General features: G+C 69.3%; 13 protein-coding genes. 9 read left to right on the forward strand and 4 right to left on the reverse strand.

The window, feature by feature from the left end:
- Positions 1 to 48: 48 nt before the first annotated feature.
- On the forward strand, positions 49 to 720 hold the full coding sequence (locus AB4089_RS00325; protein WP_441407365.1) for a 4a-hydroxytetrahydrobiopterin dehydratase: 672 nt from the start codon (positions 49 to 51) through the stop codon (positions 718 to 720).
- Positions 721 to 723: 3 nt separating this feature from the next.
- Here AB4089_RS00325 and AB4089_RS00330 read toward each other — a convergent pair whose 3' ends face one another.
- The 3 genes from AB4089_RS00330 to AB4089_RS00340 all read right to left on the reverse strand — a co-directional run bounded on the left by AB4089_RS00330 (position 724) and on the right by AB4089_RS00340 (position 2,061).
- Positions 724 to 1,026: a hypothetical protein gene (locus tag AB4089_RS00330; protein WP_441407366.1), complete on the reverse strand. Its 303-nt coding sequence runs from the start codon at positions 1,024 to 1,026 to the stop codon at positions 724 to 726.
- A gap of 101 nt (positions 1,027 to 1,127) precedes the next feature.
- Positions 1,128 to 1,352: a DUF3107 domain-containing protein gene (locus tag AB4089_RS00335; protein WP_441407367.1), complete on the reverse strand. Its 225-nt coding sequence runs from the start codon at positions 1,350 to 1,352 to the stop codon at positions 1,128 to 1,130.
- 61 nt (positions 1,353 to 1,413) lie between these two features.
- Entirely contained in the window at positions 1,414 to 2,061 is a 648-nt protein-coding gene (locus AB4089_RS00340; RefSeq protein WP_441407660.1) for a TetR/AcrR family transcriptional regulator, read from the reverse strand.
- 187 nt (positions 2,062 to 2,248) lie between these two features.
- Here AB4089_RS00340 and moeB point away from each other — a divergent pair, with 187 nt between their 5' ends.
- Positions 2,249 to 3,472 carry a molybdopterin-synthase adenylyltransferase MoeB gene (gene moeB, locus AB4089_RS00345; RefSeq protein ID WP_441407368.1) on the forward strand — a complete coding sequence of 408 codons (1,224 nt, stop codon included), beginning with the start codon at positions 2,249 to 2,251 and terminating at the stop codon, positions 3,470 to 3,472.
- 17 nt (positions 3,473 to 3,489) lie between these two features.
- Positions 3,490 to 4,524: an SDR family NAD(P)-dependent oxidoreductase gene (locus AB4089_RS00350; RefSeq protein WP_441407369.1), complete on the forward strand. Its 1,035-nt coding sequence runs from the start codon at positions 3,490 to 3,492 to the stop codon at positions 4,522 to 4,524.
- 63 nt (positions 4,525 to 4,587) lie between these two features.
- Here the strand turns inward: AB4089_RS00350 and AB4089_RS00355 are convergent, their stop codons facing one another.
- The gene (locus tag AB4089_RS00355; protein WP_441407370.1) at positions 4,588 to 5,976 is read right to left on the reverse strand and encodes a glutamyl-tRNA reductase; all 1,389 of its coding nucleotides are present in this window, start codon (positions 5,974 to 5,976) and stop codon (positions 4,588 to 4,590) included.
- A gap of 170 nt (positions 5,977 to 6,146) precedes the next feature.
- Between AB4089_RS00355 and hemE the strand changes: the two genes are divergently transcribed.
- The 6 genes from hemE (at position 6,147) to hemC (ending at position 13,064) form a co-directional block, all read left to right on the forward strand.
- Positions 6,147 to 7,316, forward strand: a complete 1,170-nt coding sequence (gene hemE / locus AB4089_RS00360; RefSeq protein ID WP_441407371.1) for a uroporphyrinogen decarboxylase — start codon at positions 6,147 to 6,149, stop codon at positions 7,314 to 7,316.
- Positions 7,317 to 7,320: 4 nt separating this feature from the next.
- Complete coding sequence (gene hemG / locus AB4089_RS00365; protein WP_441407372.1) at positions 7,321 to 8,856, forward strand: protoporphyrinogen oxidase; 1,536 nt, start codon at positions 7,321 to 7,323, stop codon at positions 8,854 to 8,856.
- Positions 8,857 to 9,120: 264 nt separating this feature from the next.
- Positions 9,121 to 9,873: a hypothetical protein gene (locus tag AB4089_RS00370; protein WP_441407373.1), complete on the forward strand. Its 753-nt coding sequence runs from the start codon at positions 9,121 to 9,123 to the stop codon at positions 9,871 to 9,873.
- 169 nt (positions 9,874 to 10,042) lie between these two features.
- Positions 10,043 to 10,789 (forward strand): hydrogen peroxide-dependent heme synthase, encoded by a 747-nt coding sequence (gene hemQ, locus AB4089_RS00375; protein WP_441407374.1) that lies wholly within the window; start codon positions 10,043 to 10,045, stop codon positions 10,787 to 10,789.
- Positions 10,786 to 12,069: a ferrochelatase gene (locus AB4089_RS00380; protein ID WP_441407375.1), complete on the forward strand. Its 1,284-nt coding sequence runs from the start codon at positions 10,786 to 10,788 to the stop codon at positions 12,067 to 12,069. The genes hemQ and AB4089_RS00380 overlap by 4 nt, the downstream gene beginning before the upstream one ends.
- Positions 12,066 to 13,064, forward strand: coding sequence for a hydroxymethylbilane synthase (gene hemC, locus AB4089_RS00385; RefSeq protein WP_441407376.1), 999 nt, complete (start codon positions 12,066 to 12,068; stop codon positions 13,062 to 13,064). Before AB4089_RS00380 ends, hemC begins: the two co-directional genes overlap by 4 nt.
- Positions 13,065 to 13,078 lie beyond the last annotated feature (14 nt).

The following is a 13,078-nucleotide window of genomic DNA, read 5'->3' on the forward strand; positions in this document are numbered from 1 at the left end:
CCGGCTTCGCCCGCCGGCCCATTCGCCCAACCAGCACAGGAGCCTGCAGTGCCAGCCACGGACGACGTCCTTACCCGGCCACAGATCGATCAGGCCCTGGCGGGCCTTCCGGATTGGCGGTACCGCCTGGGCGGCCTGGTGACGGTCTACAAATGTCCGACGTCGGCCGCGGCGCTGGAACTTGTTGCCGCCGTCGGGCGCGTGGCCGAGGACCAGAACCACCACCCGGACCTGGACTGGCGCTACAACCGCGTGTTCCTGCGTTTCACCTCCCACGACGCGGGCACGGAGGTCACGTCCCGGGACGTCCGGGCCGCGGCGGCAGTCAGCGGGGCGGCCCAGGGCGCCGGCGCCGCCGCAGAGCCGGGCCTGTACCGGACGGTGGAAATCGCCATCGATTCGGAGGACCCCGCCGGGGTTTCGGAGGTTTGGCGGGTCGCCCTCGGCTACCGCAAGGGCCGGTTCGGCGACCTCGTGGACCCCTACGGACGCGGGCCCGGACTGTGGTTCCAGGAGACCTCCACCCCGAACGCCAACCGCATCCACCTGGACATCCACCGGAGCAAGGCCGAATCCGGGCCCGTCCTGGAAAAGACCGCGGCGACCGGGGCCTTAATGAACCGTGACCACGCACCCAAGTGGGTGGTGGTCACGGATGCGCAGGGTAACCGGCTGTGCCTGTGCACCGAGGACGGCCACGAGCCGGACCTGCCGGCGTAGCGCCTAGAGCTTCAGGATGCCGGTGAGCCGATCGGTGTCCTGCCGGGTCCGGGATTTGCCCAGGTAGATGACGGCCGCGATCGACGCCGCCGCGCCGAGGACCATCGGCAGGATCCATGGGATCCAGGTCAGGCCCGGCTGGTAGCCAAACCCGGCCGCCATGAAGATGATCCAGCTCAGCATGCCGACAGCCGTTGCGACTCCCGCCGGGACGCTGATCCCGTATTTCGTGTGCCGCTTGTCGTTGGCCCACACCACAAAGCCCGCAGCAACGGTCACCATGGCGACCACAATCAGGGAAAGCATTCAGGACACCTCGCGCTAGTCAAGAAAACGGCTGTGAAAATGGTTTGGAAAACCGGCTGTGAACGGGTTGTGAAGCCGCTCCAACGCCGGCCGGCCTGAGCCTAGAGTGCGCCGAAACCGACGCGGCGGGCTTCTTCTGCCCCGATTTCAACGTAGCCCAACACGTTGGCGGGGACGATCACCAGGCGGCCCTTGTCATCCTTCAGGCGAAGTTCGCCGCCCTTGGCGATCGCGTCGCCCACCACCTTGGCGACGGCGTCGGCGTCCTGGGCCGATTCGAGGACTATTTCGCGGCCAATGTTCTGAATACCAATCTTTACTTCCACAGCAAGGCCTCCCAGCCAGTCAAAACCGCATAAACGTCTTAGGTCAATCTCTAGTTGTACTCTAGGTCTCTTTGGGGAAGCGGGAGATTCCGCGCCAAGCTAAACGGTAGATCAGGTCGCTGGCCACATCGAGATCCAGGTTTCCGTCCGTTTCCAGCCAGTACCGGGCGCTCACCTGTGCCAGTCCGGCCAGTCCGCGGCCCAAAAGCTGGGATTCCAGTTCCGGAAGCTTGGTGTCCTCGGCGATGACGCGTGCGACGGCGTCGGCAAAGGTCTTGTTGAAGGCTTCCAGCCGCGCGCTGACGTCGGGATCGTTGATCAGGTCAGATTCGAAGACGAGCCGGTGCGCCTGGTCGTCGTGGGCGATGAAGCGGAAGTACGCGCGCATGACCGCCTGGACGCGTTCGTCATTGTCCGAGGTGGAGTTCAGGGCGCCCAGCAGGAGGTCGATCAGCTTGCTCAGGTGGCTGTCCAGCAGGGCCAGATAGAGGTCCCGCTTGGACGGGAAGTGCTGGTACAGCACCGGCTTGCTGACATGGGCGGTCTCGGCGATCTCATCCATGGCGGCCCCGTGGTAGCCGTTCGCCACGAAGACCTCCTGCGCTGCCGCCAGCAGCTGCGCCCGGCGTTCATCACGGGGCAGCCGTGCCGAGCGCTGTCCGCTCCGCGTTTGCCCGGCCGGCGGCTTGCCGGTCTCGTCCCGCTCCACCGGTGCCTGATGAACCACTGTCGGCCTTCTTTCCCTCTACATCCACTTGCCCGCAGGGCACTCAACTGAAAAACACTCAACTGAAAAGAACCCTACGGAAAAGCACTCAACTGCTGTGCACTGCATTCAACTACACTTTACGCGCGGGTAATATGACCTGGCGGTATCTTCGGGCATAGATTGAAGTATGGCTTCCAAGTTCACCGCCCCCGGTGCCCCCGCAACGCCCCCGACGCAGCTGGATCCGCTGCCAGGACCGCTGGTTGACCCGGCATCGGAGCTCAGCCCTGCGGAGGTGGAACGCTATTCGCGCCACCTGATCATTCCCGAGATCGGCGCGATCGGCCAACGACGCCTCAAGAACGCGAAGGTCCTGGTGATCGGGGCAGGAGGCCTGGGATCCCCGGCCCTGCTGTACCTCGCCGCCGCCGGTGTCGGCACACTCGGCATCGTTGACGACGACGACGTCGACCTCAGCAACCTCCAGCGGCAGATCATCCATGGCGTCGCGGACGTGGGCCGGCCCAAAATCGAGTCCGCCCGCGATGCCATTGCGGCCCTGAACCCGCTAGTGGACGTCCGGCTCCACAACGTCCGCCTCGACGCGTCCAACGCACTGGGACTCTTCGCCGACTACGACCTCATCCTCGACGGCGCCGACAACTTCGCCACCCGCTACCTCGTCAACGACGCCGCCGCCATCCTCGGCAAGCCCTACGTCTGGGGATCGATCTTCCGCTTCGACGGCCAGGTAAGCGTCTTCTGGGAACAGTTCGGGCCCACGTACCGGGACCTCTACCCGGAGGCGCCGCCTGCCGGATCCGTGCCCTCCTGCGGCGAAGGCGGCGTGTTCGGCATGCTCTGCGCCGCCGTCGGAGCGCTGATGGTGACCGAGGCCGTCAAGCTGATCACCGGCGTCGGCCGGTCCCTGCTGGGCCGGCTGGCCCTCTATGATGCGCTGGGCGGGACCTGGCGCGAGATCAAAGTGGCCCGGGATCCCGCGGCCGAGCGCATCACCGAACTCACCGACTACGAGGCGTTCTGCGGGATCACCCCGACGGCGGACGCGGGAACCGAGCACACTGTCACGGCCACCCAGCTCGCCACGATGCTGGCCTCGCGCAACGCCGGGCTCAAGGACTTCCAGCTCGTGGACGTGCGGGAGCAGGGGGAGTACGAGATCGTCCGCATCGACGGCTCAGTGCTGATCCCGCAGGGCCGCATCCTTGCCGGGGAAGCGTGGCAGGAACTGCCGCAGGATGCCGATATCGTCTTCCACTGCAAGGCCGGAACACGGTCCGCCGCCGTCCTGTCCGCCGCCCGCGCCGCCGGATACCAGCGCGTCAGCCACCTCGAGGGCGGCATCCTTGCCTGGGTGCGCGACGTCGAACCCGGGAAGCCGGTGTACTGAGCCGTTTTACTGAGACCATGACCCAGAACAACAGCGAGGAACCCAGCATGACATCCCAGCGCAAGATTGGCTCCGGCTTTAGCCGGGATTCGACGGCGGCCGAGGTGATTGCCGGCATCGACCTGACCGGGAAGACCGCGATTGTCACGGGCGGCTACTCGGGCCTGGGCCTGGAGACCGTGCGGGCCCTGGCCTCCGCCGGCGCCAGCGTTGTGGTGCCGGCCCGGCGCCCCGAACACGCCCGCGATGTCCTCGCAGAGTCCGGGCTGTCCCCGGAAACCGGCGGCGGCGACGTCAGCGTCGCCGCACTGGATCTTGCCGACCGGGCCAGTGTGAAGGAGTTCGCCGCCGGCTTCCTGGCCGGTGCGGCGCCCGGCACGAGTCGCAGCCTGGACATCCTCATCAACAATGCCGCCATCATGGCAAGCCCGGAGCACAGGGTGGGTCCGGGCTGGGAAGCGCAGTTCGCCACGAACCACCTGGGCCACTTTGCCCTCACCAACCTGCTGTGGCCGGCACTCTCCGCAGCGCCGGGAGCCCGCGTGGTCTCGCTGTCCTCCACCGGCCACAAGCTCTCGCCGATCCGCTTCGATGACATCAACTTCGACGCCGGCTACGACAAGTGGCGGGCCTACGGCCAGGCCAAAACGGCCAACGCGCTCTTCGCCGTCCAGCTCGACGCCCTGGGCCGGGACTTCGGCGTGCGCGCCTTCGCTGTGCATCCCGGCGGGATCATGACCGAACTGCAGCGCCACCTGCCGCGCGAGGAGATGATCGCGGCAGGCTGGATGGACGAGCACGGCACGCTCGACCCCCGGTTCAAGACACCGGCGCAGGGCGCCGCCACCTCAGTTTGGGCCGCGACGGCGCCGGCCCTGGAGGGGATGGGCGGCGTCTACTGCGAGGACTGCGAGATTGCCGAACCCACGGTGACGGGATCGCCCGAAGCGAGGATCAGGGGCGTGGATGCCCATGCCGTGGACCCGGAAGCCGCCGCCCGGCTGTGGCAGCTGTCGGCCGAAATGACCGGGATCAACGCTTTCCCCGGGTAGGCGGGTAAACCAGTTAAACCGGGTAGGCGCGGGAGCCGGTGGGCCGTGGAGCGCGGGAACCGGCTACGCGGTTTCGCGGATGTCGCCGGCGCCGCGGTTCCCGGGGCCGTGGTCCGCGGTGCCGGGGCCCGCATCAGTGTGATCCACGGGGCACGCGGCCGCGGTACCGGGAGCACCGGCGGCCGCTGCGCCGGCGGAGGGCTCCACCGTGATGCCGTACAGCGCCTCCAGGGCGGCAACGTAGGCGTCCTGCTGACCGTTGGAGGCCAGCTCGCGTGCCCGGACGGTGGGGACGTGCAGCAGTTGTTTCACCATGCGGCGCAGGGCGAACTCGACTTCCTCCGCGGCGGCGGTGCAGCCGTGCCGGGCGCGGACCTTTTCCATTTCCGCGTCCAGGACGTTCATCGTGTGGCGGCGCAGCGCGACAATCGCCGAGTCCACGGACCGGGCCTCGCGCTCCTGTTCGAAGGCGCTGGCCGCCCCGGACACGATGCTGCTGGCCTGTTCGAGCGACTCTGCCTGTTCCTGCGGCGCCGCGAGGCGTACGGATTCCAGCGTGAGGAGTTCGACGCCGTCGAGGTCGCCCACGGCGGGGTCAAAGTCATGGGTCAGGGCGAGGTCGATCGCGATGAGCTGCTGGGGCGAGTTCGCCCGGATCCGGGCGAGTTCGTCCGCTTCGACCCGGCTGTCGGAGCCGCTGCAGCCGATCATGACGTCGGCCGCGGCCACGGCGGCCGGAAGCGTGTCCTCATCCAGGGCGGTGCCGCCCCGGGTGGCAACGAAACCTGCGGCGCGGCCGGAGGAGGAATAGACATGGACGTCGGTGCAGCCGCGTTCGCGCAGCAGCGACATGGTGGCTCCGGCATAGGCGCCGGTCCCGAAGACGACTGCTTTCTTGGCTGACCAGTCAGGGTTTTCAGAGAGGTCCGTTGCCAGATCCAGCGCCACGGAGACGATGGAGAGGCCGCGCGAACCCAGCGCCGTCTGGGCGCCGACGTCTTTGGCGGTTTTGGATGCGGCCTGGAACAACCGGACCAGGCCGGAGCTGGCGGTGCCCTCGTGCTGAGCGGTGATCAGGGCGCGGCGGACCTGGCCGGCAATTTCGCGTTCGCCGACCACGGCGGAGTCCAGCCCCGAACTGACCGCGAAGAGGTGCTGGCTGACCTCGGCGCCGGTTCGGGTGCTAAAGGCGCGGGAGACGATCTGGTCGTTGAGTCCGCTGGCGCCGCTGATCTGCGTGATGAGGGCTGCCCGGGCTGCGCCGACCGCGTCGGCATGGGGGGCCTCGCCATAGATTTCCAGGCGGTTGCAGGTGGCAAGGACAACGGCACCCGCCACGGCCGGCGATCCGGCGAGGGCGGATGTGGCGAGCCCTGAAGCGCCGGTGCTCAACTGAGCAACGGTTTCGAGGTCGATGTCGGCGTGTGTAGCCACCAATGAAAAAAGAACCACAGCATCACCATCATAGCTTTTTCGTGCCCGTGTAGAACAACTGTCCGGGAGTGGGCTCAGGCACGCTGGCCTGTGATTCCCGCCACGGCGCAGCACTCGTGGCCAGTGTGAGAGTCGGCGTGACAGGCTGTCGTTATCTTTTGGACACAAATTTGGGCACAATCGAAGTCATGACTCCAAGCGCTGCGGCACGTGCCGGCACGACAAATTCCAGTACGTCCGAGACCGGTGCAGCCGACAGTGCTGCCCATAAGGGCGCCGTCGCCGGTGGCGCCAGCGGCCTCGATGCCGGCCACCCGCTGATGGACGGCCGCACGGCGGATTCGCCTCTGATCACCGCCTATCGCGGCGGCAAGCCCTCCCGCCGCCCCGTCTGGTTCATGCGGCAGGCCGGCCGCTCGCTGCCCGAATACCTCAAGATCCGTGAGGGCGTGGCGATGCTGGACTCGTGCCTGCGCCCGGAGCTGGCTTCCGAGATCACGCTGCAGCCGGTCCGCCGCCACGACGTCGATGCCGCCATCTTCTTCTCGGACATTGTCATCCCGCTCAAGCTGGCCGGCGTCGGCGTGGACATCGTGCCCGGCGTGGGCCCCGTCCTGGACGTGCCGGTCCGCACGGCCGCGGACGTCGCCGCCCTGCCGCAGCTGACCTGGGAAGCCCTGGAGCCCATCCGCGAAGCCGTCCGGCTCACCGTGGCCCAGCTCGGGAGCACCCCGCTGATCGGTTTCGCCGGCGCGCCCTTTACCCTGGCGGCCTACATGGTGGAAGGCAAGCCGTCCCGCGACCACCTCGGCCCGCGCACCATGATGCACGCCGATCCGGAAACCTGGACTGCGCTGGCCAACTGGGCCGCCGACGCCTCCGGCATGTTCCTCCGCGCCCAGTTGGAGGCCGGGGCCTCGGCCGCGCAGCTCTTCGACTCCTGGGCCGGTTCACTGGGACTGGCCGACTACCAGCGCTTCGTTGCGCCGGCGTCGTCCCGTGCCCTGGACCATGTGCGCCACCTCGGCGCGCCGTTGATCCACTTCGGCACTGGCACCTCGGAACTGCTCGTCGCGATGCGCGACGTCGGCGTCGACGTCGTGGGGGTCGACTACCGGCTGCCGCTGGACGAAGCCAACCGCCGCCTCGGCGGCACCGTTCCGCTGCAAGGCAACATCGACCCGGCCCTGCTCTCGGCACCATGGGAGATCCTCGAAGCGCACGTCCGCGACGTGATCGCGGCCGGTTCCGCCGCGCCCGGGCATGTGGTGAACCTCGGCCACGGCGTGCCGCCGGAGACCGATCCCGACGTGCTGACCCGCGTGGTCGAACTCATCCACTCCATCGCTCCGGAGTAACGGCGTGGACGCAGGCGCCGCAGGGGCGCCCACGCAGCGCACCGCCGTCGTGATCGGGGGCGGGATTTCCGGCCTGCTGGCGGCCCGGGAGTTCGCCCGCGCCGGCGTACCCACCACGGTCCTGGAAGCCAGTGATGTTTGGGGCGGCTGCGTCGGCAGCCATGCCGTGGCCGGATTGACCCTGGACAGCGGGGCGGAGTCTTTCGCGACCCGCACGTCCGCGGTGGCCGATCTTGCGGCGGAGCTTGGGATTGCCGGCGAGATCGTCGCGCCGAACCCCGGCGGAGCCTGGGTCCAACTGCCGGACGGCCCGCGTGAACTGCCCAAGACGGGGGTGCTGGGCATCCCCGCCAGCCCCTGGGACCCGGAAGTCCGCCGGTCACTGGGTCTGCTGGGGTCCCTCCGCGCCTCCATCGACGCAGTACTGCCGGCCTCGCTGGGCACGGGGGCCGAGGCCACGAGCGTGTCCGAGCTTGTCCGCCGCAGGATGGGCAGGCGTGTGCTGGACCGGCTCGTCGCACCGGTGGTCGGCGGTGTCCACTCGGCCGACCCCGCAGTGCTCGACGTCGACATGGTGGCCCCCGGGCTGCGGGCCGGGATCCGCCAGCACGGTTCCCTCGCCGCCGCCGTCGCGGCGCAGCGCCGGGGAGCGAAGGCCCAGCCCGCAGGGCTCCGGAAGAACGAGTCCGCCGGGCTGCGGAAGGCCGGATCCGCCGTCGCGGGCCTCCGCGGCGGAATGCATACCCTCGTGGCCGCACTGCTGGCCGATCTGCGCCAGCGCGGCGTCACCCTGCTCAGCGGCACGCCGGCACGGTCCGTGCGGCGCACCGCCGACGGCTGGCAGGTCGTCACGGACGGGGCCACGTTCGACGCCGGGCTCCTGGCCGTTGCGCTGGACGGTCCCGCCGCCGTCGCGCTGCTGGCCGAATCCCTGCCCGAACTTGACCGGCTTCGCCCCGATGCCGGACCCGACGTCAGCCTGGTCACCCTCGTGGTGGACCTCCCGGCCCTGGACGCGGCGCCACGTGGCACCGGCATCCTCGTGGCCCCGCAGAGCCCTGGCCTGCAGGCCAAGGCGTTGACGCACGCCACGGCCAAGTGGGCCTGGCTGGCGGACCGGACCGGGCCCGGGAGGCATGTGCTTCGGCTCTCGTACGGACGGGCTGTTGCTCCGGGGGCTGTTGCTCCGGGGGCTGACACTCCCCGGGCTGTTGTTCCCCGTGCCACGCCGGATTCCCGTGGCGGGGGAGCGGCGCCCGCGTCGCGCTCGGACGAGGAACTGTTCCGGGCCGCGCTGGCTGACGCTTCGGCGCTGCTGGGCGTGCCGGTCAGCGCGGGCGATGTGGCGGGCTGGGACGTGGTCCGTTGGGCCGGGGCGCTGCCGTTTGCGTCCCTCGGCCACAGGCACCGCGTCGCGGCTGTCCGGGGCATTTGCGCCGCGGACGGCACGCTTGCCGTCGTGGGCGGCTGGCTGTCGGGGAACGGCCTGGCCGCGATCGTCGCGGACACCCCGTCGCAGGTCAGACGCCTGTTGCCGTGAAATTGCAGGCCGCGAAGGCGGTTCGGCCAGCCCCTGGCGCACCCTCAGTCACAGGAACCACAACGGCTCCAAAGACACTCTGAACCACACCGCCCCATGGGTTACCTGCCGGTATTCCGCGGTCTTTGGCCGGTTTTCCCTCACCGTGGATTCCGGCTAGGCTCGATGACCATGGTTATTTTCAGGTCCAAGGTGTCAACAACGAAGACCAGAGGCCATAGGAGCCTCCGACGCGGCGCACTGGCAGCCGCACTCGGGGCGGTATTGGCTGCAACCGCGGGCGTTCCGGCCTCCCATGCGGCCACGGAATTGTCCGCGGCGGCGTCCACTCCGCCGTCGGCCCAGGGCTCGCTGACCCTCGGCCTGGACGACGTGCTGGACAGCCTGCTGGGTTCCTCGACGACGCCGAGCTCCTCGCCGTCTGCCAAGTCGGAGTCAACCCCGTCAAAGTCGCCCTCGCGCAGCAGCAGCCCTCAGCCCACCATCCCCGAGTCCTCCAGCCCCGCCCCGAGCAGCCCCCAGCCCGGCACTCCGGATCCCACGGCCTCCGGCACCGGCGCCCCGCCGGCCAGCACGCCGTCCGCCACAGCCGCGCAGCCGTCGGCGCCGCAGGGCCCCGGCGCACCGGTGACTGCCCCGGAGACGGGTGTGCCCACCGCAGGCGGGGCGGCCGGATCCGTTCCGACGATGCCGGGCAGCGGACAGACTGACGGCCAGCCGGCCGGGAGTGGCAGTGGTGCCGAACAGGCGTCCGGGTCCCAGCCCGGAGCCGCTGCGCCGGCCGCCGGCACCCCGGCGTCGACCTCGGCCGCAGCGCGGCCTTCCTCGACCGGTTCAGCCACGGCGGAATCGACCAGTGCGCACACCATGGGCAAGGGGCATTCGGGGAATTCCTCCCTGCAGGCCACGGCAGCAGTGGAACCCGCAGGACCGTCTCCGCTGATCGGCTGGGGCATCTGCCTGGTGGCAGTCTCGATCGGCGCCGGCGTTGCAGCCGTCCGGATGCGACGGAGCTGACGGCCCGCCTGCCGCGCACGCGACACCGTACCCGGCAACCCACTGCACCGAGCTCCCCACTGCACCGCACTCCCCACCGCACCCGCCTCCGTGTGAAATAAAGCACTTCTACAGCTCGTAGAAGTGCTTTTTTTCGACTTAGCTGGGGAGAGGAGGCAGACTGGTATGCATGAGCCACACTTCTGCCGAATCTGTCACTAAAACCGGAATGTCAGCCCCCGGAGAATCAGTCGCCGGGGCATCGGCGCCCCAAGATTCAACCGAGCAGTTCTTCACCCTCTGGACCGTTTTCAAGCGGTCCGCGGACGTCCTGCGCGGCGCCGACGCAGCCGAGGACTTCGAATCCCTCATGAAGAGTCTCGCCGAGGCCGGCGTCGTCCACCGCGGGAGCTACGACGTTTCCGCCATGCGCGCCGATGCGGACATCATGGTCTGGCTGCACGGCCCCCGGCCGGAAGCGCTGCAGCGCGCGGTCCGGGACATCCGGCGCAGCAAGCTGTTCGCCGGCACCGAGATCGTCTGGTCCGCCATGGGCGTGCACCGCGAGGCCGAATTCGCCAAGAACCACACCCCGGCATTCTCCCGCGGCGTGGAACCCGCAGAGTGGCTCTGCGTCTACCCCTTCGTCCGCTCCTACGAGTGGTACCTCCTCCCGGACGCCGAACGCGGCGCCATGCTCCGAGACCACGGCATGCTGGGCCGCGACTTCCCCCAGGTCATCTCCAACACCGTCTCCTCCTTCGCCCTGGGCGACTGGGAATGGATCCTCGGACTGGAAGCGCCCGAACTCGTCGACCTCGTGGACCTGATGCGGCACCTGCGCGCCACCGAAGCCCGCCACCATGTCCGGGAAGAGATCCCCTTCTATACGGGCCGCCGCGTCACCGCCGCCGAGATTGCCGAGGTCCTTGCATGAGTCCGCTGGATCCCCAGGAATCCGCCGCCTCAGTAACCGCCGCGAACACCGTCACCGATGCCGGCCGGATGGCCCCCAAGGAGTATGACGCCGTCCTGCTCGCCTCCTTCGGCGGGCCCGAAGGCCAGGAGGACGTCATCCCGTTCCTCCGCAACGTCACCCGCGGCCGCGGCATCCCCGACGAACGGCTCGAGGAGGTCTCGCACCACTACCGGGCCAACGGCGGCATCAGCCCCATCAACGGACAGAACCGCCAGCTCAAGGCCGCCCTCGAGGCCGAACTTGCCGGCCGCGGCATCGGGCTGCCCGTGTTCTGGGGCAACCGCAACTGGGACCCGTACATCCCGCAGACCCTCCAGGAGATCTACGACGCCGGCCACCGCAAGGTCCTCATGCTCACCACGAGCGCCTACTCCTGCTACTCCAGCTGCCGCCAATACCGTGAGGACATCGGCCTGGCACTAACGGAAACCGGTCTCGACGGCAAGCTCGAGGTCGACAAGGTGCGCCAGTACTTCGACCACCCCGGCTTCGTGGAAYCGTTCATCGAGGGCACCGCCGCCGGCCTCGCCGACGTCCGCGCCCAGCTGGCCGCGGCCGGCACCCCGGACGCTCCGGTGCACATCGTGTTCGCGACGCACTCCATCCCGACCCGCGACGCCGAGGCAGCCGGGCGGTCCGAGGGCGAGCCCCGCCATTTCGAGGAAGATTCCGCCTACGCCGCGCAGCACCTGGCCAATGCGAGCGAGATCATCCGCCGGGTGGAGGCCGGGACGGGCCTCACCGCGCCGTGGTCCCTCGTCTACCAGTCCCGTTCCGGGGCCCCGCACGTGCCGTGGCTGGAACCGGACATCAACGACGCCATCGAGGAGCTCGCGGGCCAGGGCGTCAAGGGCATCGTGATTGTGCCCCTGGGCTTTGTCAGCGACCACATGGAAGTCGTCTGGGACCTGGACACCGAGGCGCTGGAGACCTGCGCCAAACTGGACCTCGCCGCCACCCGCGTCCCCACCCCCGGAACGCACCGCAAGTTTGTGGCAGGTCTCGTGGACCTGATCTGCGAGCGGACCACCTCGAACAACATCGCCGAACGGCCCCACCTGACCAATCTCGGCCCGTGGTACGACATCTGCCGCCCCGGCTGCTGCGCGAACTTCCGCGGCGAAAAGCCCACCATCGCCGGAGCCGACACCACGGTCGGGACGGGCCACGCGCCCTACCCGGCCACACCCGCGGCTGAGGACATGAGTGCACCGGCGGCGGGCCGGGGGACCCCATGACCGTCCGGATCGGCACCCGCGCCAGCAAGCTTGCCCTGACCCAGACCCAGCAGACCGCGGACCAGCTTGCCGCCGTCGGCGGGTTCCCTGTTGAACTGGTCCACGTCCGGACCGAGGGCGATGTCCTGAAAGGCTCGCTGTCCCAGATGGGCGGAACCGGCGTCTTTGTCGCCGCGCTGCGCGATGCCCTGCTCCAAGACAAATGCGACGTCGCCGTGCATTCGCTCAAGGACCTCCCGACGGGTCCGGCCCTCGGCCTGAGCCTCGCGGCCACGCCGAAACGCGTCGACGTCCGGGACGTCCTGTGCGCCCGCGACGGGCTCAAGCTCGCCGACCTGCCAAACGGTGCCAGCGTCGGTACTGGCTCTCCCCGCCGCGCGGCCCAGCTCCGCGCCGCGCGTCCTGACCTGGACATCCGGGACATCCGCGGCAACGTGGACACCCGGCTGGGGCGCGTCCCCGGGCTGCCGGGCAACACGACCGACGCCGTCGTCGACGGCAAGTCCTGCGACCTTGACGCCGTCGTGCTCGCCGCCGCCGGGCTGCACCGGATCGGCCGGCTCGACGCCGTCAGCGAGTACCTCGAAACCGACGTCATGCTGCCCGCCGCAGGGCAGGGTGCCCTGGCGATCGAATGCCGCACCGCCGATGCGCCCCGCAGGGCCGGTTCCACGGCGGGCTCCCAAGGGGTGCTGGCGCAGGCCCTCGCGGCCCTCGATGACCTTGACACCCGGCTCGCCGTGACGGCCGAACGCGCACTGCTGGCCCGGCTCGAAGCCGGATGCGCCGCCCCCGTGGGAGCCTACGGCTACCGCAAGGGCAGCATGCTTTACCTCGAAGCCGTGGTCTGCGCGGTCGACGGCACGGCAACGGTCCGCGACAAGAAGGCCACCGACGGGCTCACCGAAGTCGGGGCGACGCTGCTGGGGATCGAGCTGGCGGAAGTCCTGCTGGCCCGCGGCGCCGCCGACATCGCGGACCTGGCCGCTTCCTGAACCGCGGATTCCAC

Origin of the sequence: Arthrobacter sp. 2MCAF15 (assembly GCF_052115605.1) — a bacterium.
Classification (GTDB): Bacteria; Actinomycetota; Actinomycetes; order Actinomycetales; family Micrococcaceae; genus Arthrobacter.

Bases quoted from the DNA above. Each gene is read 5' to 3' on its own strand.
- AB4089_RS00330 (WP_441407366.1), bottom strand. From the start codon at position 1,026: ATGCTTTCCCTGATTGTGGTCGCCATGGTGACCGTTGCTGCGGGCTTT.
- moeB (WP_441407368.1), top strand. From the start codon at position 2,249: ATGGCTTCCAAGTTCACCGCCCCCGGTGCCCCCGCAACGCCCCCGACG.
- AB4089_RS00350 (WP_441407369.1), top strand. From the start codon at position 3,490: ATGACCCAGAACAACAGCGAGGAACCCAGCATGACATCCCAGCGCAAG.
- hemE (WP_441407371.1), top strand. From the start codon at position 6,147: ATGACTCCAAGCGCTGCGGCACGTGCCGGCACGACAAATTCCAGTACG.
- hemQ (WP_441407374.1), top strand. From the start codon at position 10,043: ATGAGCCACACTTCTGCCGAATCTGTCACTAAAACCGGAATGTCAGCC.
- hemC (WP_441407376.1), top strand. From the start codon at position 12,066: ATGACCGTCCGGATCGGCACCCGCGCCAGCAAGCTTGCCCTGACCCAG.